General features: G+C 66.3%; 22 protein-coding genes and 1 pseudogene. 21 read left to right on the top strand and 2 right to left on the bottom strand.

The window, feature by feature from the left end:
• Nucleotides 1-40: 40 nt before the first annotated feature.
• From SynWH8101_RS04315 to SynWH8101_RS14385, 5 genes and pseudogenes are all read left to right on the top strand, one after another.
• Complete coding sequence (locus SynWH8101_RS04315; RefSeq protein ID WP_130128711.1) at nucleotides 41-559, top strand: CAAD domain-containing protein; 519 nt, start codon at nucleotides 41-43, stop codon at nucleotides 557-559.
• 70 nt (nucleotides 560-629) lie between these two features.
• Nucleotides 630-1,793: a GuaB3 family IMP dehydrogenase-related protein gene (locus SynWH8101_RS04310; protein WP_130128710.1), complete on the top strand. Its 1,164-nt coding sequence runs from the start codon at nucleotides 630-632 to the stop codon at nucleotides 1,791-1,793.
• A 233-nt stretch (nucleotides 1,794-2,026) separates the two neighbouring features.
• Nucleotides 2,027-2,350 (top strand): thioredoxin, encoded by a 324-nt coding sequence (trxA, locus tag SynWH8101_RS04305; RefSeq protein WP_007098263.1) that lies wholly within the window; start codon nucleotides 2,027-2,029, stop codon nucleotides 2,348-2,350.
• Nucleotides 2,351-2,364: 14 nt separating this feature from the next.
• Nucleotides 2,365-3,009 (top strand): imidazole glycerol phosphate synthase subunit HisH, encoded by a 645-nt coding sequence (gene hisH / locus SynWH8101_RS04300; protein WP_130128709.1) that lies wholly within the window; start codon nucleotides 2,365-2,367, stop codon nucleotides 3,007-3,009.
• Between the two features lie 4 nt (nucleotides 3,010-3,013).
• Nucleotides 3,014-3,559: pseudogene (locus tag SynWH8101_RS14385) on the top strand (RsmD family RNA methyltransferase); the annotation flags it as partial.
• 22 nt (nucleotides 3,560-3,581) lie between these two features.
• Here the strand turns inward: SynWH8101_RS14385 and petG are convergent.
• Nucleotides 3,582-3,695: a cytochrome b6-f complex subunit V gene (gene petG / locus SynWH8101_RS14380; protein ID WP_006041770.1), complete on the bottom strand. Its 114-nt coding sequence runs from the start codon at nucleotides 3,693-3,695 to the stop codon at nucleotides 3,582-3,584.
• A gap of 59 nt (nucleotides 3,696-3,754) precedes the next feature.
• On the opposite strand from petG, the gene SynWH8101_RS04285 reads away from it, so the two are divergent.
• From SynWH8101_RS04285 to SynWH8101_RS04215, 15 genes are all read left to right on the top strand, one after another.
• The gene (locus tag SynWH8101_RS04285) at nucleotides 3,755-4,141 is read left to right on the top strand and encodes a cytochrome c (protein ID WP_130128707.1); all 387 of its coding nucleotides are present in this window, start codon (nucleotides 3,755-3,757) and stop codon (nucleotides 4,139-4,141) included.
• Nucleotides 4,138-4,911, top strand: a complete 774-nt coding sequence (locus tag SynWH8101_RS04280; RefSeq protein ID WP_130128706.1) for an RNA methyltransferase — start codon at nucleotides 4,138-4,140, stop codon at nucleotides 4,909-4,911. The genes SynWH8101_RS04285 and SynWH8101_RS04280 overlap by 4 nt, the downstream gene beginning before the upstream one ends.
• Before the next feature lie 27 nt (nucleotides 4,912-4,938).
• Nucleotides 4,939-6,096 carry a serine hydrolase gene (locus SynWH8101_RS04275; RefSeq protein WP_130128705.1) on the top strand — a complete coding sequence of 386 codons (1,158 nt, stop codon included), beginning with the start codon at nucleotides 4,939-4,941 and terminating at the stop codon, nucleotides 6,094-6,096.
• The gene (locus SynWH8101_RS04270) at nucleotides 6,093-7,505 is read left to right on the top strand and encodes a DUF3370 domain-containing protein (RefSeq protein ID WP_130128704.1); all 1,413 of its coding nucleotides are present in this window, start codon (nucleotides 6,093-6,095) and stop codon (nucleotides 7,503-7,505) included. The genes SynWH8101_RS04275 and SynWH8101_RS04270 overlap by 4 nt, the downstream gene beginning before the upstream one ends.
• Nucleotides 7,502-8,590 carry a magnesium chelatase ATPase subunit I gene (bchI, locus tag SynWH8101_RS04265; protein WP_130128703.1) on the top strand — a complete coding sequence of 363 codons (1,089 nt, stop codon included), beginning with the start codon at nucleotides 7,502-7,504 and terminating at the stop codon, nucleotides 8,588-8,590. The genes SynWH8101_RS04270 and bchI overlap by 4 nt, the downstream gene beginning before the upstream one ends.
• 23 nt (nucleotides 8,591-8,613) lie before the next feature.
• A complete protein-coding gene (ruvC, locus tag SynWH8101_RS04260; protein WP_130128702.1) occupies nucleotides 8,614-9,096 on the top strand; it encodes a crossover junction endodeoxyribonuclease RuvC in 483 nt (160 codons plus the stop codon).
• Nucleotides 9,093-9,851, top strand: coding sequence for a class I SAM-dependent methyltransferase (locus SynWH8101_RS04255; RefSeq protein ID WP_130128701.1), 759 nt, complete (start codon nucleotides 9,093-9,095; stop codon nucleotides 9,849-9,851). Before ruvC ends, SynWH8101_RS04255 begins: the two co-directional genes overlap by 4 nt.
• Complete coding sequence (locus tag SynWH8101_RS04250) at nucleotides 9,848-10,432, top strand: 5-formyltetrahydrofolate cyclo-ligase (RefSeq protein ID WP_130128700.1); 585 nt, start codon at nucleotides 9,848-9,850, stop codon at nucleotides 10,430-10,432. The genes SynWH8101_RS04255 and SynWH8101_RS04250 overlap by 4 nt, the downstream gene beginning before the upstream one ends.
• 67 nt (nucleotides 10,433-10,499) lie before the next feature.
• A complete protein-coding gene (locus SynWH8101_RS04245; protein WP_130128699.1) occupies nucleotides 10,500-10,706 on the top strand; it encodes a hypothetical protein in 207 nt (68 codons plus the stop codon).
• 78 nt (nucleotides 10,707-10,784) lie between these two features.
• On the top strand, nucleotides 10,785-11,267 hold the full coding sequence (locus tag SynWH8101_RS04240; protein ID WP_254428043.1) for a hypothetical protein: 483 nt from the start codon (nucleotides 10,785-10,787) through the stop codon (nucleotides 11,265-11,267).
• A gap of 6 nt (nucleotides 11,268-11,273) precedes the next feature.
• On the top strand, nucleotides 11,274-11,735 hold the full coding sequence (locus SynWH8101_RS04235; RefSeq protein ID WP_130128697.1) for a SufE family protein: 462 nt from the start codon (nucleotides 11,274-11,276) through the stop codon (nucleotides 11,733-11,735).
• A 36-nt stretch (nucleotides 11,736-11,771) separates the two neighbouring features.
• Nucleotides 11,772-13,094 (top strand): homoserine dehydrogenase, encoded by a 1,323-nt coding sequence (locus SynWH8101_RS04230; RefSeq protein WP_130128696.1) that lies wholly within the window; start codon nucleotides 11,772-11,774, stop codon nucleotides 13,092-13,094.
• Nucleotides 13,095-13,208: 114 nt separating this feature from the next.
• On the top strand, nucleotides 13,209-13,478 hold the full coding sequence (locus SynWH8101_RS04225) for a hypothetical protein (RefSeq protein WP_130128695.1): 270 nt from the start codon (nucleotides 13,209-13,211) through the stop codon (nucleotides 13,476-13,478).
• Nucleotides 13,479-15,053 (top strand): ABC transporter substrate-binding protein, encoded by a 1,575-nt coding sequence (locus SynWH8101_RS04220; RefSeq protein ID WP_130128694.1) that lies wholly within the window; start codon nucleotides 13,479-13,481, stop codon nucleotides 15,051-15,053.
• Nucleotides 15,053-16,072 (top strand): ABC transporter permease, encoded by a 1,020-nt coding sequence (locus SynWH8101_RS04215; protein ID WP_130128693.1) that lies wholly within the window; start codon nucleotides 15,053-15,055, stop codon nucleotides 16,070-16,072. Before SynWH8101_RS04220 ends, SynWH8101_RS04215 begins: the two co-directional genes overlap by 1 nt.
• 12 nt (nucleotides 16,073-16,084) lie before the next feature.
• Here the strand turns inward: SynWH8101_RS04215 and SynWH8101_RS04210 are convergent, their stop codons facing one another.
• Nucleotides 16,085-17,683 carry an alpha/beta hydrolase gene (locus SynWH8101_RS04210; protein ID WP_130128692.1) on the bottom strand — a complete coding sequence of 533 codons (1,599 nt, stop codon included), beginning with the start codon at nucleotides 17,681-17,683 and terminating at the stop codon, nucleotides 16,085-16,087.
• A 149-nt stretch (nucleotides 17,684-17,832) separates the two neighbouring features.
• Here SynWH8101_RS04210 and SynWH8101_RS04205 point away from each other — a divergent pair, with 149 nt between their 5' ends.
• The gene (locus SynWH8101_RS04205; protein WP_254428105.1) at nucleotides 17,833-18,987 is read left to right on the top strand and encodes an MFS transporter; all 1,155 of its coding nucleotides are present in this window, start codon (nucleotides 17,833-17,835) and stop codon (nucleotides 18,985-18,987) included.
• The last annotated feature ends 3 nt before the right edge of the window (nucleotides 18,988-18,990 follow it).

Below are 18,990 nucleotides of genomic sequence, written 5' to 3'. Positions count from 1 at the left end.
ACTCCCCCTATGCTCCGAGCCCTGATCCGCGCGGCCTGCCATGACGACCGACCCCACCAGCAGCACCCCCGCCCAGGCAGAGCCCGCCACGCCTGAGCCCGTTCAGGCGGAACCAGTTCAAGCGGAACCCGTCGAGGCAGCACCTGCGCTCGACCCGGCGATCGCCAGTCAGGTCACGATTCCCGCCCTTACCAAGGACCAGGACGACAACGGCAACGCGACAGAATCTGGTGGGGAATGGGAGCTGCTGAGCGCCAAGATTGGCGATTGGTGGCAGGAGCAAAATCTGGGAGAGCATTGGCAACGCCTGCGCAAGCCGTTGCTGCTCGCCGGTGGCCTGGTGGGACTGATTCTGGTGCTGCGCATCTACAGCGCCGTGCTGGCGGCCATTGCCAGCGTGCCCCTGGCGCCACGCCTGTTCGAACTGGTTGGCGTGTCCTGGCTTGCCTGGTTCAGCGTCACAAGGCTGATCCGCAGCGACGAGCGCCGCAAAGTGATCTCCGGACTGAGCCAGCGCTGGCAGGCCTTCCGTGGCGACGGCGGCCCATCGACACAATGAGCTGATGCGGCGATCACCAGGTGATCAGGGCGCCGCTTGGTAGTTTGTCTCGATTCTTCATTGGCTCGCGGTGAACATTCAGCTCGGTCGCTCCAAGGTTGTTCGCCGGGCCTATGGCATCGATGAAATCGCCCTGGTTCCAGGCGGTCGCACCGTCGATCCGGAGGTCACAGACACCCGCTGGAGCCTGGGGGGCATCGAACGGGAGATCCCAATCATCGCCAGCGCCATGGATGGCGTCGTGGATGTGGATATGGCCGTGCGCCTCTCTGAACTGGGTGCTCTCGGCGTTCTGAATCTCGAAGGGGTCCAGACCCGCTACGAGGATCCCAACAGCGTGCTGGATCGGATTGCCGCTGTGGGCAAAGACGCCTTCGTGCCCTTGATGCAGGAGATCTACAGCCAACCCGTGCAGGAGAAGCTGATCCGCCAGCGAATCGAAGCGATCAAGGCCCAAGGAGGCATTGCCGCCGTGAGCGGCACGCCTGTGGCAGCTCTGCGCTTCGGCAAGGCAATCGCCGAAGCCGGGGCCGACCTTTTCTTCGTGCAGGCCACGGTGGTCTCCACCAATCACATCGGCCCGGAAGGGCAGGACACCCTCGACCTGGAAGCCCTCTGTCGCGACATGGGGGTGCCGGTGGTGATCGGCAATTGCGTCACCTATGACGTGGCCCTGCAACTGATGCGCGCTGGCGCTGCCGGTGTGATGGTGGGCATCGGCCCCGGCGCAGCCTGCACCTCGCGCGGCGTTTTAGGTGTAGGCATCCCCCAGGCCACCGCGGTCGCCGACTGCGCTGCCGCTCGGGCGGACTATGAGCAGGAATCGGGCCGCTACGTGCCGATCATTGCCGACGGCGGCATCGTGACCGGTGGTGACATTTGCAAATGCATCGCCTGCGGTGCCGACGCGGTGATGATCGGATCGCCGATTGCCCGAGCGGAAGAAGCCCCGGGTCGGGGCTTCCACTGGGGCATGGCCACCCCCAGCCCCGTGCTGCCACGGGGCACCCGAATCAACGTGGGCAGCACGGGCAGCCTGGAGCGGATCCTGCGCGGCCCCGCCAAACTCGATGACGGCACCCACAACCTCCTCGGCTGCCTCAAAACCTCGATGGGCACGCTCGGCGCCCAGACGCTCCGCGACATGCAGCAAGTGGAGGTGGTCGTCGCTCCGTCCTTGCTCACCGAGGGCAAGGTTTATCAGAAAGCGCAGCAACTGGGCATGGGCAAGTAAGCCCACCCACACACCAGCATTCACCTTGCGTCTCACCAGAGAGGCGCAAGACAAGCGTTAATCTTCTGGCGTGGGGGCTTCGGCCCACACACTCCTCACACCCCCCGGCCCGACGCGTTCGGGCTTTTTGTCTTCCCGGCAACGGTGGATCACAGTTCACACCAGCACGGGTGCTGTTCTGAAAAAATCCCGATCCCGGTTGCTAAATTTCGCTCAACCAACGGTCAGATCGAATGTCCAGCGCAGCTGCCGTCACCGACGCATCCTTCGAACAGGACGTCCTCCAAAGCGACGTGCCCGTGCTGGTGGATTTCTGGGCTCCCTGGTGTGGCCCCTGCCGCATGGTGGCTCCGATCGTGGATGAGATCTCCAAGGAATTTGAAGGCAAGATCAAGGTCTTCAAGCTCAACACCGACGAAAATCCCAACGTTGCCAGTCAGTACGGCATCCGCAGCATTCCGACCTTGATGGTCTTCAAAGGCGGCCAGAAGGTGGACACCGTGGTGGGCGCTGTGCCCAAAGCCACCCTCTCGGGCACCATCTCCAAATATCTCTGAACGCGCCGTCACCCTTGCGGATCGGCCTGATCGATTACGGCATGGGGAACCTGCACTCTGTGCAGACCTCCTTCCAACGTTTGGATGTGAGCCTGAACACTGTTCAGACTCCAGACCATCTGCAGCGCTGCGATGCGCTGATTCTTCCTGGCGTGGGGGCGTTTGACCCCGCCATGGAGCAGCTTGAGGCCACTGGGTTGGTGCCCCAGCTGAAGCTCTGGGGCAAGCAGGACCGACCATTGCTGGGCATCTGCCTGGGTTTGCAGTTGCTGTTTGACAGCAGCGAAGAAGGCCAGCGCGAAGGGCTCGGCCTGTTGAGCGGGCGCGTCACCCGACTGCCCGACGATGCTGGCGAGAGGATCCCCCATATGGGCTGGGCCCGTCTGCAGCGGCTCCATCCCTGCCCGGTGCTGCATCCCGACGATCCTGAGGCATGGATGTATTTCGTGCATTCCTATGCGGCCTATCCCAACTACGCCTCAGTGCGCGCCGCCACCGCCCCCTTTGGCGGCAGCGACGCCACCGCGATTGTGTGGCAAGGCCGCATCGGCGCCTGCCAGTTCCACCCGGAGAAATCGGGTCGCGCCGGCCAACGCCTGCTCCAGCATTGGCTCAGCTGGCTGCAACACGGCGCTCCCCCGGCCGGCACTTCAGCGTGAAGGTGTGAGCCGGAAGGGCGGCGCGAAGGGGCAGCTCCGACTGAGCAGCGGTCGACGGCTGCAGAGCCCACGCGGGCCCGAGACCCGTCCGACCACAGGGATGGTGCGCGCCGCCGTGATGAACAGGCTTGCCCCGCGCCTGCAGGGATGCCATTGGCTGGATCTGTGCAGCGGCAGCGGCGTGATGGCTTGCGAAGCGATCGAACGTGGGGCTTCTCGCGTGGTGGCGATCGAACACCACCGCGGCACGGCCGCGATCTGCCGCGTCAACCTAGACAGCACCGCCTCAGGCGTGGAACCAACCCCCAAAGTGCAGGTGGTGAGCGCCGATCTGGTCCGTTGGCTGAGCCGCGGTCGCCCCAGCGAAGATCCTGGCTTCGATCTGGTCTATTTCGACCCTCCCTACGCCGCCAAGCTCTATGGCCCAGGGCTGGAAGCGCTCCGCTGCGGCGCATGGCTGCGGCCGGGGGCTCTGGTGATCTGCGAGCACGCCAGCCGCGAACCACCCAGCCTTGATGGGTGCTGGGATCTGATCGATCGAAGGCGCTACGGCAGCTGTGGCGTGCTGGTGCTCAGCCTCCCAGAGCACTGCCCCGGCGGTACTGATTCCAGGCCGCCACAAACAGGCCGAGCAGGGTGACCGGGATCAGACCGAGAACGATGCCGCAGAGCAGGGGTTCGATCATGGAGTCGCGCCCGATGAAAAGATTGAGCACAATTGTTCCATGGCCAGGACGCCTTCGCGATGACACCGTCATCAACCGCTGCAGCGCCCGCCGGTCGCAATCGGGGTCTGATCGCCGGGCTGGTGATCCTGGCGGCTGTTGCCTGCATCGTGCTGGTGCTCTGGGTGATGGGCAATGCCAGCCGCGATCCCTATGTGCAGGCGACTCGCATGCTTAACGGCGATGCGGACCACGGCGGGCAGGTGTTCCGCATCAACTGCGCCGGCTGCCATGGCATTGCCGCCCAGGGGCTTGTGGGCCCCAACCTTCACGGCGTGGCGGACCGTCGCAGTGATCCGTCGCTGATTCATCAGGTCGTCAGCGGCGCCACCCCTCCCATGCCCCGTTTTGAGGTGGAGCCTCAGACGATGGCCGATCTGCTCGCTTACCTGAAAACTTTGGAATGAGCCAGGTCAACGCCCCTGGCTCACCGCGACTCTGTGTGGTGCTGGTGGAGCCAGCTGGACCGATCAACCTGGGCAGCGTCGCCCGCCTCTGTGCCAACTACGCCATCACCGATCTGCGCCTGGTGGCGCCCCGCTGCAACCCCGCCGACCCGGAGGCCCGCCGCATGGCCGTGCATGGCCAGACCGTTCTGGAATCCGCGACGCACTATCCCGACCTGATCAGCGCTCTCCACGGTTGCCGCCGCGTGGTTGCCACCTGCGGTCGCATCGATCACGGCACGATCCCATTGCACCCACCGGAACAGGTGCTGCCCTGGCTTCTAGCTGACCATGGTGCAACGGAAGCCAACAGCCAGGCCGCCGCTGCCCTCGTGTTCGGGCGCGAGGACCGCGGCTTGAGCAATGACGAATTACTACTCAGCCAGCGGGTGATCGCTCTCTACAGCGATCCCCACTACCCCTCCCTCAACCTCTCGCACGCCGTGGCCGTGGTGCTGCACGAGCTCGAACGTTGCCGGCGCCAACCGGTTGCCGCCCCTGCGCTGGATCTAGATCTGGATCCGGCCGCGCCGCAACAACTGGAGGATTGCCTTGAGGCGGCCCGCAGCCTGCTCCTGGAAACGGGGTTCCTGCTGGAGCACACCGCCCATGCCCGCATGGCCAAAGTGCGGGCGCTGTTGCAACGGGCCCTGATCCGCAGCGATGAGGTGGCCATGCTCCGCGGCATGGTGCGTCAATTGCGCTGGGCACTCAAGCAACAACGCTCTTAACCTCGGGCGACCCAACGCAACCCCCCGGTGAGCAGCAGCCGTTCCAGACGCCAAGATCCTGGCTGGCGCCGCCCCCTCCTGCTGCTGCTGCGCCTGCTGCTGATGGGCGTGGGGCTGGGTGTGATCAGCGGATCCGCCTTGAAGATGCTGGCGCCCCAGGTGCAGCAGGGCAACGTGACACTCCCCGCCTGGCTCAATCTCGATCTGCTTCAGGGGGCGGCCCTCACCCCGGGACGCCAGCCCCAGACCACCAACAACGCCAGCACCATGGCCACCAGCCTGGGTCGCTTCGAGACCAAGGAGGAAATCACCGCGTTGAGCCAACGCTGGCGAGCGCTGGCAGCCGCTGAGAAAGATCTGCAGGCCAGCGCCTTTCTGCTGAAGCTCGATGATGGGCGTTACGCGGAACTGAGCCCTGACACGGCCTTGCCCGCCGCCAGCTCGATCAAAACCCCGATCCTGCTGGTGGCGCTTGAGCTGCTCGATGCCGGCGACCTCAGCTGGAACGAACCACTCACCCTCAGCAAAACCACGGTGGGTGGTGGCGCGGGCTGGATGGCCTCGAAACCTCTGGGCAGTCGCTTTCCCACCCACGAAGTGGCCACGGAAATGATCCGGGTCAGCGACAACACCGCCACCAATCTGTTGATCGAGCGGGTCGGGGGCAAGGAGTTGCTCAATCAACGCTTCAACGCCCTGGGCCTCAGCGCCACGGTGGTGAACAACTGGCTGCCCGATCTGGAGGGCACCAACACCACCAGCGCCCGCGATCTCGCCCGTTCGATCGCCCTGGTGGACACCGGCGAGGTCTTGAGCACCCGCAGCCGCGATCTGTTTCGGGAGGTGATGGGCACCTCGCGCACCAACCGCCTGCTGCCGGGAGGCCTGCTCAAGGGCCTGGGCGGTGAACAGGGAGAACCGGATGACAGCTTGATGGTAAAGGGCTACCGGGTGCTCAACAAAACTGGAGACATCGGCATCGCCTACGCCGATGCGGGCCTGATCGAATTGCCCGATGGGAGTCGGGCCGTCGCGGCCTTTCTGGTGAAGGGCCCCTTCAATGACCCCCGCTCCACCGAACTGATCCGCTCGATGGCTGCCGCCATGGCTCCGGTGCTCAAGCCCAAACCGCCGCTCCCGCGCAAGTCACCTAAAACAGTGGCGCCAGCTCCACCGCAGCCATGACGGCCCCGCGCCTGCTTCGCACCCTCGCCGCCCTTCCCCTGGTGCTGGCTCCCCTGCCTGCAGCCAGGGCGAACGGCCGCGGCCCTGCAGCCTCCCCACCAGCGGTGAGCTTCCAGCAGCGCCAGCAGCAGGTGCGCCCCCTGCCGGGTCAGCTCGATGGCGTGCTGATGGTGAACGACAACAATCCCGAGCTGATCACGGGCGAGGGCATCCTGCTCTCCACCTTCCCCGAGGCTCCAGGCCTCAACCTCGCCCTCAACGGTCGCTTTGATCTGTTCAGCCATCACGTGTATGCCGGCAAGCCGGGAGAGCTGAACTCAAAGCTCTGGCTGGCGGTGCTGGTGCAGCCGGTGGGTGACCAACCGGTGACGCTGGAGCTTCTCGGCGGCAGCACCTCCCTCTCCCAGGCCACCCGCAAGGGGCAGACCGCAGCACCGTTCCTGCCGCTTCCCAACCTGATGGCGGAAACCAGCACGCCGATCGCTGCCGGGCCCGGCAGCCGGGTAGCCGGCGATCTCCTGCGCCGCGAACGGGCTCCGGAGCTGTCCAGCCGTTGGGAGATTGCTCCCGGCGAAGCCAGTGCTTTGGTGATGCTGCCGATTCCGGTGGCCGGCCTGGATCCGCTGCTCAATGGTCGCAATCTGCAGATGCGCCTGCGCAGTTCCGGCCCGATCCATCTCGCCACCCTGGCGGCCTACGGCAGCGGCAAACGCGCCCCCACCCTCGCTCGCTGGCAGAAGCTGCTGGCCTCCGGAACGCTCAGTCCGAAAGAACACAAGCCCACGCCCAGGGGCAGCACCGGCAAGATCGTGTATTCCCGCGTCAGCGGCGTGCAGGTTGGCAGCCTCTGGCAAGCCACCCTCACCGATCCCGGCGCCAACAGCCTGAATGTGCAGGAGGCGCCGATCTCCTGGCCGATCAGCAGCCTGGATCGGGGCGATCTCGGCACCGGACAGGTGCAGACCGCCGAGCTGAAGGTGTTCTCCGAGGGCACGGCCTGGGCCGCCCACGGGAATTACGGCGTGGAATATGACCTCACCCTCCCCCTGCGCAATCCCGGGCCGGGGCGGCGCCGGGTCGTGGTGGCGCTGGAATCTCCCTTCAAGAACGGCAGCACCAACCGCAGCCTGCGCTTCCAATCGCCGGCCACAGGCCCGGTGATGTTCCGCGGGCCGATCGAGGTGAGCGGCCTGGACGGCAGCCAGGGCCGGCCGGCCGGAGCGCGCCGCTTCCATCTGGTGCTGCGCCAAGGGGAGGAGGGTCCGGCGCTGGGAACGGTGACGCTCGCACCGGGTGAAAGCCGCCGGGTGCGGGTGCGTCTGATCTATCCCGCTGATGCGACGCCACCCCAGGTGCTCTCCATCCTGCCTGTGAAACAATCCAACCCTGTGCCGAGCGTCAGCCCGTGAGTTCAACCCGGAAGCGCAGGGTCTTCCCCTTCACCGCCGTGATCGGCCAGGAGGAGATGAAGCTGGCCCTGCTGCTCAATGTGATCGACCCCCGCATCGGCGGCGTGATGATCATGGGCGACCGTGGCACCGGGAAATCCACCACGATTCGCGCCCTCGCCGACCTGCTTCCAGGAATCGAGGTGGTGGCCGGCGATCCCTACAACAGCTCGGCGACCGACCCCGATCTCCAGAGCAGTGAGGTGCGCCAGCGCCTGGAGCATGGCGAGACCCTGACCACCGAAACCCGCCAGGTGCCCATGGTGGACCTGCCCCTGGGCGCCACCGAAGACCGTCTCTGCGGCACGATCGACATCGAGAAAGCGCTGAGCGAGGGGGTTCGTGCGTTTGAACCCGGGCTGCTGGCCAAGGCCAACCGCGGCCTGCTCTATGTGGATGAGGTGAATCTGCTCGATGATCACCTGGTGGATGTGCTGCTCGATTCCGCCGCCTCGGGTTGGAACACTGTGGAACGGGAGGGCGTGTCGGTGCGCCACCCCGCCCGCTTCGTGTTGATCGGTTCTGGCAACCCTGAGGAGGGCGAACTCCGCCCGCAACTGCTCGACCGCTTTGGCATGAGCGTGGAGGTGCGCACGGTGCGTGATCCCGAGCTGCGCGTGCAGGTGGTGGATCAGCGCACCGCCTTCGACAATGATCCGGATGGCTTCAGTGCAGCAGTGGAAGCCAATCAGCAGGCGCTGCAACAGCGGGTGGTGGAGGCCCAGGGCCGCCTGTCCCAGGTGCAGATCGATGATGACCTGCGCCTGCGCATCTCGGCGATCTGCGGTGAGCTGGACGTGGATGGCCTGCGCGGCGACATCGTCACCAATCGGGCCGCCCGCGCCCTGGCAGCCTTTGAGGGCCGCACCGAGGTCAGTGAAGAGGATGTGGCCCGCGTCGCCTCTTGCTGCCTCCGCCACCGCCTCCGCAAGGATCCGCTTGAGCAGGTGGATTCCGGCGACCGCGTCGTCAAAGTGTTCTGCAAGGTGTTCGAGCGGGGTGAAAGCAACGATCGCGGCGCCTTCGAGTTGGCGCTGGCCGCCTGACGCACCCGTCACCGTCAGGCCCCATGCGGATCCTCGGTCTTGACCCAGGCCTCGCCCGCGTGGGCTACGGCCTGATCGAGGTGACGGCTCGCTCAGCCAAGGTGCCGGGCCAGCAGCGCATGCTCGACTGCGGCATGATTCGCACCGACCCCGGCCGAAGCGAGGGTGAGCGAATGGTGGAGATCGCCCACGATCTGCGCCTGCTGATCCGCAGCTGGAAACCTGATCTGGCGGCGGTGGAAAAGTTTTTCTTTTACCGCTCCAGCACCACGATTGCGGTGGTGCAAGCCCGCGGCGTGCTGATGATGACCCTGGCTCGCTTCCGCATTCCGGCCGTGGAGTTTCCGCCGATGCAGATCAAGCAGGCGCTCACCGGTCATGGCCATGCAGACAAGGATGAGGTGCTGGAGGCGGTGATGCGCGAACTCGATCTGAGCGAGCCGCCGCGGCCCGATGATGCCGCTGATGCCCTGGCGGTGGCGCTCACCGGCTGGTTCCAGCGATGAGCAGCAGCCTTGACCACGGCTGGTTCGATGCGGTGGCCGAGGCCTATCGAAGCTCCCGTCCTTGCTACCCCAAGGCCCTGTTCCATTGGCTGGCACAACAAGCTCCCGCTCATCACTGCTGCTGGGATGTGGCCTGCGGCAGTGGTCAAGCCAGTGTTGGCCTGGCTGCTGAATTTGACCGGGTTGAAGCCAGCGACCTCAGCCCAGCGCAGATCGCCGCAGCCCCTGCCCATCCCCGCATCCGTTACCGAGTGGCGTCCGCTGAAGCCAGTGGTCTGGAGAGCTCGAGCGTGGATGCTGTGGTGGTTGCTCAGGCCATCCACTGGCTTGATGTGCCCCGATTCAACCAGGAAGCTCGTCGAGTGCTGAAGCCAGGGGGATTGCTGGTCTGGCTGGGCTACGACCCGCTGCAGGGAGCCCCCGAGCCCTTGCAGCGCTGGCTCGATGAGCTTTATCACGAGCGACTTCAAGGGTTGTGGCCACCCGAACGCGTCCATGTGAATCAGCGGTACGCCGATCTGCCCTTCCCGGTGTCAAGCCGCCCCGTTCCTCCCAACCTGCGCATTGAACTGAATTGGACGGTCGATCAACTGTTGGGATTCATCAGCACCTGGTCGGCCTTGCGGCGCCGTGAAGATGAGTCCCCGGCCCTGATGGGGGAACTGCAGCAGGAGCTCCTGGTGCTTTGGCCATCCGATCAGAAGCACTTAGCTCTGCAGTTACCACTCATGGGGCGCTGGGGCCTGCTGCCATGACCCCAACTGCTCCAACCAAACCAATCCTGCGGCGTCAGTTCCGTGCCCTGCGCCAGCAGCGGGATGACCAGGCGATTCGCTCAGCGCTGCTGCAGGTGGTGTCGCCATCCAGCGGCCCCAAACCCTTTAGCCCGGATCATGGCTACATCGGGCTCTATTGGCCGCTGCCCGGCGAACCCGATCTGTTGCCGCTCTTACCGGAGCTGCAGGGTTGGTCATTGGCGTTGCCCTGCAGCGATAGCCAGGGGGCCATGAGCTATCGCCCCTGGGATGGCAACGCACTGAACGAACGCGACGGCTGCGGAATTCCTGCACCCATCAACCGCCCCCCAATGAAGCCCCATCAACTCCAGCTGCTGCTGGTGCCGGCCCTGGCGATCGATCGCACGGGCCTCCGGCTGGGTTACGGCGGTGGCTACTACGACCGTCTGCGCGCCCAACCGGCCTGGCGAGCCGTGCCGGCCCTGGTGGTGCTGCCCGACGCCTGCGTCAGCCAGAAACCGCTGCCCAGGGACCCCTGGGATCAACCGTTTCATGGCTGGATCAGCGAACGCGGCTGCACACGCCTTACAGGCTGTTGAGCAACACGCACCACAGCCATCAACACCGGGGTCTTTTGACAGGATGGCGACAGTGCATTGCGATGTCGTGTCTGAGGCCCATCCGATCAGTCCCGCCCAGCGACTGGAACAGCACAGCCAGGATGCGCCCACCCTGGCCCAACAGGTGATCGCCCGGGAACTGGCCGGTCGTCGTGAAGGAAGTCAGGCCCTGGAAATGATGCTGCAGGCCATGGGCACGATGGTGCAAGCGCCCCGCTCCACCAGTGCACGCCGCTGGTCAGCCGCCCGCTGACACTCAGGCCTGACTCTCAAGGACATCTGGCGCAACAGCGGCGGATCCCTCAGGATGAAGTCCTCTGATCCCCATGCCATGCCTGCCGCCTCCCGTTTCGGCCTGCTGCTGCTCCTGGGCTTTGGCAGCCTGCTGACCCTGATGCCTCGCCCGGCCTCGGCCCACGCCATTGAGAGCACCCTTACCTACCTGAACGGCACGCTGGAGTTGAGCAGCACGTTTTCATCCGGTGAACCCACCAAGGATGCGGTGGTGCGGATTCTCAAGGCCGATGGCAGCCCCGGTGCCGAACTGGGCCGCATGGACGGCGAGGGCCGCCTCCAGGTGACCCTGCCGGCTGAGCTTCAGAACGGCAGCGTGGAACTGCAGGTGGATGGAGGCCCCGGGCATCGCGACTATCTGGAACTGCCGGTTCGCCAGGGCCGGGTGCAACTCGACCAGGTGAGCGAAGGGCCCCACCACCCCCGGGAGCTCTGGCCATCGGCAGGGCTGCTCGGCGGTGTCGCCCTGATCGGCAGCGCCGGCTGGCTGGTTAGGGTTCGGCGCTCACGCCAGGGTTGAGACGCGATGCAGGAACGGGACAGCGCAGTCAGCCGCTACGGCAGCCCGAACCTGGACAAGCTGGTGGAGCGGCTCAGCAGCACCAGCGATCCACGCAAGCGTTACGAATACGTGCTCTGGCTGGCCAAAAAACTGCCGGAGATGCCCCAGGAGTTGCAGACCGAGGAGCGCAAGGTGCAGGGCTGCGTCTCGCAGGTGTTCGTGGACGCCAAGCTGGTGGATGGCAGCGTGCAGTGGAAGGGCGCCTCAGACGCCCTGATCACCAAGGGACTGCTCGCTCTGTTGATCCAGGGCCTGAGTGATCTCAGCCCTGACCAAGTGCAAGCCGTTGATCCCAGCTTCATCGCCGCCACCGGCCTCCAAGCGAGCCTCACACCGTCCCGGGCCAACGGCTTTCTCAACATCCTGCGCATGATGCAGGCCCAGGCCGCGCAACTCAGCCGTTCCAGCGATCCCACCGCTGCATAAAGTCGTTGGATTGACGACTGGATCGGACACGACGCCATGACGACGAGGATCGGCATCGGCCTGCTGGGCCTGGGCACCGTCGGTGGCGGCGTCGCCGAGATTCTTCAAACGCCGGATGGCCGTCATCCCCTGGTGGCCGACCTGGACCTCGTGCGGGTGGCGGTGCGCGATCTCGATCGGCCCCGACCGGTGCAGCTGGATCCCGCCGTTCTCACCACCGACCCGGAGGCGGTGGTGGACGATCCCGCCGTGCAGGTTGTAGTGGAGGTGATGGGAGGGCTCGAGCCGGCCCGCACCCTGATCATGCGCGCCATCGCCGCGGGCAAATCGGTGGTGACCGCCAACAAGGCGGTGATCGCCCGCCATGGCGAAGAAATCGCTGCCGCTGCCGCCGCTGCCGGTGTGTATGTGCTGATTGAAGCGGCGGTGGGTGGCGGCATCCCGATCATTGAGCCGCTCAAGCAGTCGCTCGGCGGCAACCGGATCGAGCGGGTCAGCGGCATCATCAATGGCACCACTAACTACATCCTGAGCCGCATGGCCCAGGAGGGCGCCGACTACGCCGAGGTGCTGCGTCAGGCCCAGGAGCTGGGCTATGCGGAAGCCGACCCGGCCGCCGATGTGGATGGGCTCGATGCGGCCGACAAGATCGCGATCCTCGCTGGTCTTGCCTTCGGTGGGCCGATTCCCCGCAGCGGCATTCCCACCGCCGGCATCAGCAGCCTGCAGGGCCGGGATGTGGATTACGCCACCCAACTGGATTACAGCGTCAAGCTACTGGCCGTGGCCGAGCGGATGGATGGCGCTGGCCGTGACGCCAGCAGCAATGCCCTGCCGCTGGCCGTGCGCGTGCAACCCACGCTCGTGCCCCACGACCACCCCCTCGCCGGTGTGCATGGGGTGAACAACGCGATCCTGGTGGAAGGGGATCCGATCGGTCGGGTGATGTTCTACGGACCGGGAGCCGGGGCCGGACCCACCGCTTCCGCGGTGGTGGCTGACATTCTCAACATCGCCGGCATCCGCCAACTCGACGATGCGGACGGCAACCTCGATCCCCTGCTGGCGGCTAGCAGCTGGCGCGCCTGCCACCTGGTGGACAGCGGCGCGATCCGCCAACGCAACTATCTGCGTTTCCAGACAGAGGATGCACCCGGCGTGATCGGCCAGATCGGCACCTGTTTCGGCCAGCACGGTGTCTCCATCCAGTCGATCGTGCAGTTCGACGCCAGTGATGCAGGGGCCGAAATCGTTGTGATCACCCATGAAGTGAGCAACGGCAACCTCGAGCAGGCCCTTGCTGCCATCACCGCCCAGGCGGAAGTGCGTGGCATCGCCGCCCACCTGGGCTGTCTCTGAGGAACCCCTGACCGTGGCGTTCCTCCACTGGCACACCCACCCCGGCATGGGGCAAAGTCGTAAGAACCATCACAAGCCAGGTCTGCATTTGCCGATCTGTGCTCCCTGCGGTTCATGCCGAACGAACTGATCACAGCCCCGGGGCAACGCTGCAGCGCAACCGTGTCGCACCCCTCCATGGATTTGCACCAGGGTGACTGCATCCGGATCGACAGCAGCACCGACCTGTTCCAGGTGATCGGCGTCGACAACGCCCACAACCGCTGCTGGGTGCGCCGCTGGCCCCTGCAGCCCAAGGGTGGCTCCCGCGTGTTTGAAGTGCCCCTGCAACAGATTCCCCGGGAGCAGTCGACGACGCTGTCCGGCCCGGCCCCGCACCGCTGAATGGTCAGGCGTTCAGGCTGGCGAGCTGCGGCATTGCTGGCCGCCCTCTGCGTCACGCAACTGGCCTGTCAGCCGCCTCGCGATCGCCAGCGCCTCACAGTGGCCAGTGCAGGACGGATCGTGTCGCTGGATCCTGCCCAGGCCAGCACCACCGGCACCCTGCAACTGCTCAGCGCCCTGGGCGACACCCTCTACCAACGCGACGCGGCCGGCCGGCTGACGCCCCAACTGGCGGCCAGCCAGCCCCAACTCAGCGATGGGGGCCGCACGGTGACGATCCCCTTGCGTCGCGATGTGCGTTTTCACGACGGCAGCCGCTTTGATGCCGCCGCCATGGCCTTCAGCCTGCGGCGCTTCCTGCGCATCGGCACCCAGAGCTACGTCGTGGGCGATCGGATCGATGCGATCGAGACCCCGGAGCCTTTCCTGCTGCGCCTGCGGCTCAGCAGACCCTCCAGCTCCCTGGAGAGCCTGCTCACCTCCCCCTATCTCACCCCGGTCTCGCCGAAGGCCTATGCCAGCTACCGGGACCGTTTCCTCAACGATCGCTTCGTGGGCACCGGCCCCTATCGCCTGGTGCGATTCAGCTCCACGCAGCAACGGCTCAGCCCCTTTGCCGACTACTGGGGTGAAGCACCGAGCAATCAGGGCCTCGATCTGATCAACCTCAGCAATTCCACTGCCCTGTTCGGCGCCCTGCGCAGCGGCGAAGTGGATGTGCTGCTGTCGGATTCCATCGACGAAGACCAGCGCCTGGCCCTTGATCGCCGCGCTGCCAAGGGTCTGCTGCTGCAGAGCAGCGGCCCCGCCCTCAACATCGGATACATCACCCTGCTCAGCAATGCACCACCGCTGCAGAACCGGCTCGTGCGCCTGGCCCTGGCCCACAGCCTCAATCGTCCGCTGATCAGTCGGCGTGTCAGCCACGATCAACGCCGCCCCCTGCGCTCCCTGATCCCGCCCAACCTGCGCGGCGGCGCCAGCGAGCCCTGGCCGCGCTACGCCCCCACCCAAGCCCGCCAGTTGTTCCGTCAGGCGGGCTACTGCGAAGGCACGCGGCTGACGCTGCCTTTCACTTACCGCACCAATGTGCCCTCCGACCGCCTGATGGCCCTCACCTGGCAGGCCCAACTGGCCCGGGATCTGCCCGACTGCGTGCACCTCAAGCTGGAGGGCGTGGAATCCACCACCGTTTACCGTCAGCTCGGCGAGGGGGCGTTCAAAGCGGTGATGCTCGACTGGGGAGCCACCTATCCCGATCCGGAGGCATTTCTGGTGCCGATGCTCAGCTGCAGCCGCTCCCGTGGTGATGTCTGCGAAGCCGGGGAAGCGGTGAGCAGCGGCAGTTTCTGGACCACGCCCGGACTTGAGCCCGCCCTGCGTCACAGCGACAGCCTGCAGGGCCAGGCGCGGCTCCGGCAACTGAACCGCGTTGATGCGATGGCGGCCGCAGGCGCCGCCTATCTGCCGGTGTGGCTGGTGACCCCGAAGGCCTGGGCCCAGACCCACATGGCATCTCCGCGCTTTGATGGCAGCGGCTTATTGGATCTGGCCCGCCTGCGGAGCCAGCACTGATGGCGCGGGCTCGTGAGCTGCTGCGTTACAGCGCCACCCGCCTCGCCCTGGCGCCGGTGATGCTCTGGCTGATCGCCAGTCTGGTGTTTCTGCTGTTGCGGGTCGCTCCGGGGGATCCGGTGGATGCGGTGCTCGGCAGCCGGGCACCGGCGGCGGCCAAGGCGCTGCTGCGCGAGCGTCTCGGCCTCGACCAACCCCTCTCGCATCAATATCTCGACTTTCTCAACGGCCTGCTCCACGGCGACCTGGGCCGGGCCCTGATCAACCAGGAGCCGGTGGGGGAGATCATCCGCCATGCTCTGCCCGCCAGCCTGGAGCTGAGCCTCACGGCCCTGCTGGTGGCAGCGCTGAGCGGCCTGGCGGTGGGCTTCAGCGGCATCGCCCGCCCCGAGGGCAAGCTCGACCTGGCCGGTCGCTTCTACGGCATCGGCACCTACGCCCTGCCGCCCTTCTGGGTGGCGATGCTGGTGCAACTGCTGTTTGCGGTGATCCTCGGCTGGCTGCCGGTGGGCGGGCGTTTCCCCCCCAGCCTGGTGCCCCCCGATGGCAGCGGCTTCCTGATTCTCGACAGCCTGCGCAGCGGCGACTGGCCCGCCCTGCAGGGGGCCTTACGACACCTGGTGCTGCCCGCCTGCACCCTCGGCTTGCTGCTCAGCGGCATTTTCACTAACGCTCTGCGCCTCAACCTGCGCCGGGCGTTGCGATCGGATTATGTGGAGGCAGCCAGGAGCCGCGGCCTGAGCGAAACCCAGGTGGTGCTGCGTCACGCCCTCCCCAATGCCCTGCTGCCTGTGCTCACCATCGCCGGGATCACGGTGGCGTCCCTGATCGGCGGCGCCTTGCTGATCGAGGTGACCTTTTCCTGGCCTGGAATCGCCCTGCGGCTGCAGGAAAGCATCAACCAGCGCGATTACCCGGTGGTGCAGGGAATTGTGGTGGTGGTGGCGGCGCTGGTGGTGATGGTGAGCGTGCTCGTGGATCTGCTGGTAGCCCTGCTCGATCCCAGGGTGCGCTACTGAGACCCAACGGGCCTACTCAACCAGCAGGCGCGAGGCAGCCTCCGGGTTGAGTCGGTGCAGCTGCAGATCGCCGATCCGGCGATGCAGGGTGCTGGTCTGTGCTGCCGCCGCCTCTGGGCGGGAGCCCTCGAGCTGCTCAAGAAACACCACGATTTCGTCTTCCAAAAGGGCCTGCACCTGCAGGGGCTGGACGCCCACCAGCTCCTTGCCAAGCCGGAACAGATCCTCCCCCTGGCCCTCACCCGCCTGTCCTTCCACCCGCACCGGCGAGAAGTGGCTGGCACCGTCAACAACCACGGCACGGCTGGCCGGATGGGGCGCCAGCGCCAGCATCAGGCCCAGCTGTTCACTCTGGGGCGGGGTGATCAGATCCAGGCTGCCACCACTGAAGAGCACGGGAACGGGCAGCTGCAGAGGCCGGTTCCGGGGCCAGAGCAAGCTGCCGAAGCTGTTCATGCCGATCAGACCCACCAGATCCGCTGGTGGCGTCGTCTCGGCAGGGGGCGACGGCAACGCCACCTCAGTGAGCTGGCACTGCAGCAGGCGAGACAGGTTGCTGAGGGGGAGGTCATCGAGAGCGGTGGCACAGCGCCGGTCCAGGCCGCTCCGGGGCCGGGCTCCCGCCCCCAGCAACGCCGTCAGTGCGCCGAGGGAATGGCCACCGAGCACAAGCTGCTCACCGGGCAGGGCAATCGTGCCGCTGCGGCGGGCCGCCAGCACGGCCTCCAGATCGCGCAGACGGTCGGGGATCACCTCAGCACCCGGCGGCGGCCGACGGCCATCGAGCAGGGCCTTCACCGCTTCGGCATCACTACCCGGATGCTCGAGCACAAGCACCGACCAACCGCGGCGACTCAGTGCCCGACCCAACCAGCGGAAGTGATCCGGACTGCCCCCCAACCCCGGCATCCACACCAGCCAGGTGCTGTGGGCGGGCGCTCCCGGCTGGGGCCGCCAAAGCTGCAGACGCAGAGGACGCTCGCGGTGGTTCACCGGCAGCAACTGGATCTCGGGCTCACGGGCTACGAGCGCCGCACTGGAATCCGCACTGGAAGCAGCCAGCGCTGGCGACGCCGCCGCCTGGTCACGCGCCTCTCCAGCGAGGCGGCGCACAAGCTGCTGCTGGCGTTGCAGCTGCTGACGCCAATGACCGGCCGCCTGCAACAGGGCATCCAGGTCCAGCCGCACATGACTGGCCGGCAGGGCCTCCAAGAGATCCAAGCTCGACACCTGCTCCTGGCGATTGAGCAGACTCTCCAAGGTGTTCAGCAGGGTGTCGCCGGCGCTGTCGTCATCGACGCGCACAATGTCGGCCACCTCATCGAGCAGGCGACGTCCGGCCCAGCTGCCGAGCAATTGCCGCGCCATGCTCCGATCGTTGATCAGTGGGGCGCGCAACAGCTCCAGCACCCCTTCACGGCTGTCGGGCTCGAGCAGATTCAGCCAAATGCCCAGTTCGGAGTTGCTGACGCCGCCGGAGCGTCCCCAGGCCACCAGCTCATCGATCTGCAGAGGGATAACCATGCCATCGAGCTGCACCTGCAGCTGTTCGGCCGCCCGCAGCGGCCGCAGTGGGCTGGCGGCGACCAGCAGACTGACGACCAGACCCATTCCCACCCGCCACGACGGGGGCCGTCCTGTTGAGCGTTGTCGTCGCAAGGCCCAGACCACTGCACTGGTGGCACCAGTTTCCCGCAGCCCTGCAGGAGTTGGCCGTCATCCGCTGGCTTGCCTCGCTTGGAGCCGGTGGGGTGATCTACATGACCCCGATCATTTTTCACCAGGTGAACCTGTCCGCCAGTCAGGTGGGGCAGGGGTTGGCGGCATCGGCCCTGATCGGCACGGTGGCGCGGTTGCTTTGCGGACTCCTGCTCGATCGGGGCCTCCGCTGCTCCTGGCCCGTACGGGCGGCGGCGCTCCTGGCCCTGGCGGCTGATCTGGTGCTGCTGCAGGCCCAGACCTTCCAGGGCTATGTGATCGGCCAGCTGTTGATCGGCATCGCCGCTGGCCTGTACTTCCCCGCGATCGAACTGGCCGTGCCCCTGAGCACCGGCTCCTTTCCTTCCAGCCGCGGCTACGCCTTAGCCCGTAGCGCCGATGCCCTCGGCGTCGCGATGGGAGCCCTGATCGGTGCGGTGCTCGCCGGCCTGGGCCTGATTCGTGGCGTGTTTCTGGTGGAGGCCACGGCCGTGCTGAGCATGCTGCTGGTGCTGATCTGGCGACCCCTGCCGGATGGTCGGGAGGCGCTGCTGAATCCGAGGCAGGGAACGAGGCCGGGAGGCTTGACTGACCGGGATGGGGCAAGCGGCCACGGCAGCTGGCTGCTTCCCCTGTTGCCCGTGCTGGCGGTGAGCATCGTGGCCACCGGCATGATTGCCCTGCTGCAGAGCGCCCTCCCCCTCGACCTGGTGCGCGGCGGTCTGGATCGGCCAGCGCTCAGCGAAGCCTGGAGTGGGGGGCTGATTGCGCTGCAGCTGGGGTTGCTGGTGCTGCTGCAATGGCCGGTGGGCAACTGGGTCGCCCAACACAGTCTGCGGTTTGGGCTGGGGGTGGGGCTGGTGAGTTTCAGCGGCGGCTGTGTGCTGCTAGCCGGCTCCGCTCTCTGGACTGGCGGCGTTGGCTTGATCGTGCTGGCGGTGCTGCCGATGGCCTTCGCCGAAGCCGCGTTTCTGCCCACAGCGGCGGAAGCGATGGTGGAAGAAACGCCCCTTCAACATCGGGGCCTGGCGATGGCCCTGTTTTCCCAGTGCTTCGCCATCAGTGCCACGGGCGCACCGCTGCTGGCCGGTGCCCTGCTCGACCACCAGGGGCACGGTCTGCTGTTGTGGCTGCTGATGGCGATGGTGTGTCTGCTGGTGTTGCCGCTGCTGCAAGCGGTGCGCCCGCGCTATCGCGTCAGCCCAGAACAACCGTGATGG

Source organism: Synechococcus sp. WH 8101, from assembly GCF_004209775.1.
Taxonomy (GTDB): Bacteria; Cyanobacteriota; Cyanobacteriia; order PCC-6307; family Cyanobiaceae; genus Synechococcus_C.
Note: the sequence above shows the minus strand (reverse complement) of the source record. Positions and strands in the feature narration are given on the sequence as shown.

Coding starts and splice junctions, on each gene's coding strand:
- SynWH8101_RS04235 (WP_130128697.1), top strand. CDS start 11,274: ATGCAGGAACGGGACAGCGCAGTCAGCCGCTACGGCAGCCCGAACCTG.
- SynWH8101_RS04270 (WP_130128704.1), top strand. CDS start 6,093: ATGACGGCCCCGCGCCTGCTTCGCACCCTCGCCGCCCTTCCCCTGGTG.
- trxA (WP_007098263.1), top strand. CDS start 2,027: ATGTCCAGCGCAGCTGCCGTCACCGACGCATCCTTCGAACAGGACGTC.
- petG (WP_006041770.1), bottom strand. CDS start 3,695: ATGATCGAACCCCTGCTCTGCGGCATCGTTCTCGGTCTGATCCCGGTC.
- SynWH8101_RS04280 (WP_130128706.1), top strand. CDS start 4,138: ATGAGCCAGGTCAACGCCCCTGGCTCACCGCGACTCTGTGTGGTGCTG.
- SynWH8101_RS04250 (WP_130128700.1), top strand. CDS start 9,848: ATGACCCCAACTGCTCCAACCAAACCAATCCTGCGGCGTCAGTTCCGT.
- SynWH8101_RS04205 (WP_254428105.1), top strand. CDS start 17,833: ATGACCCCGATCATTTTTCACCAGGTGAACCTGTCCGCCAGTCAGGTG.
- SynWH8101_RS04220 (WP_130128694.1), top strand. CDS start 13,479: ATGGTCAGGCGTTCAGGCTGGCGAGCTGCGGCATTGCTGGCCGCCCTC.
- ruvC (WP_130128702.1), top strand. CDS start 8,614: ATGCGGATCCTCGGTCTTGACCCAGGCCTCGCCCGCGTGGGCTACGGC.
- SynWH8101_RS04210 (WP_130128692.1), bottom strand. CDS start 17,683: ATGGGTCTGGTCGTCAGTCTGCTGGTCGCCGCCAGCCCACTGCGGCCG.
- SynWH8101_RS04255 (WP_130128701.1), top strand. CDS start 9,093: ATGAGCAGCAGCCTTGACCACGGCTGGTTCGATGCGGTGGCCGAGGCC.
- SynWH8101_RS04215 (WP_130128693.1), top strand. CDS start 15,053: ATGGCGCGGGCTCGTGAGCTGCTGCGTTACAGCGCCACCCGCCTCGCC.
- SynWH8101_RS04315 (WP_130128711.1), top strand. CDS start 41: ATGACGACCGACCCCACCAGCAGCACCCCCGCCCAGGCAGAGCCCGCC.
- SynWH8101_RS04230 (WP_130128696.1), top strand. CDS start 11,772: ATGACGACGAGGATCGGCATCGGCCTGCTGGGCCTGGGCACCGTCGGT.
- SynWH8101_RS04225 (WP_130128695.1), top strand. CDS start 13,209: ATGCCGAACGAACTGATCACAGCCCCGGGGCAACGCTGCAGCGCAACC.
- SynWH8101_RS04240 (WP_254428043.1), top strand. CDS start 10,785: ATGCCTGCCGCCTCCCGTTTCGGCCTGCTGCTGCTCCTGGGCTTTGGC.
- SynWH8101_RS04285 (WP_130128707.1), top strand. CDS start 3,755: ATGACACCGTCATCAACCGCTGCAGCGCCCGCCGGTCGCAATCGGGGT.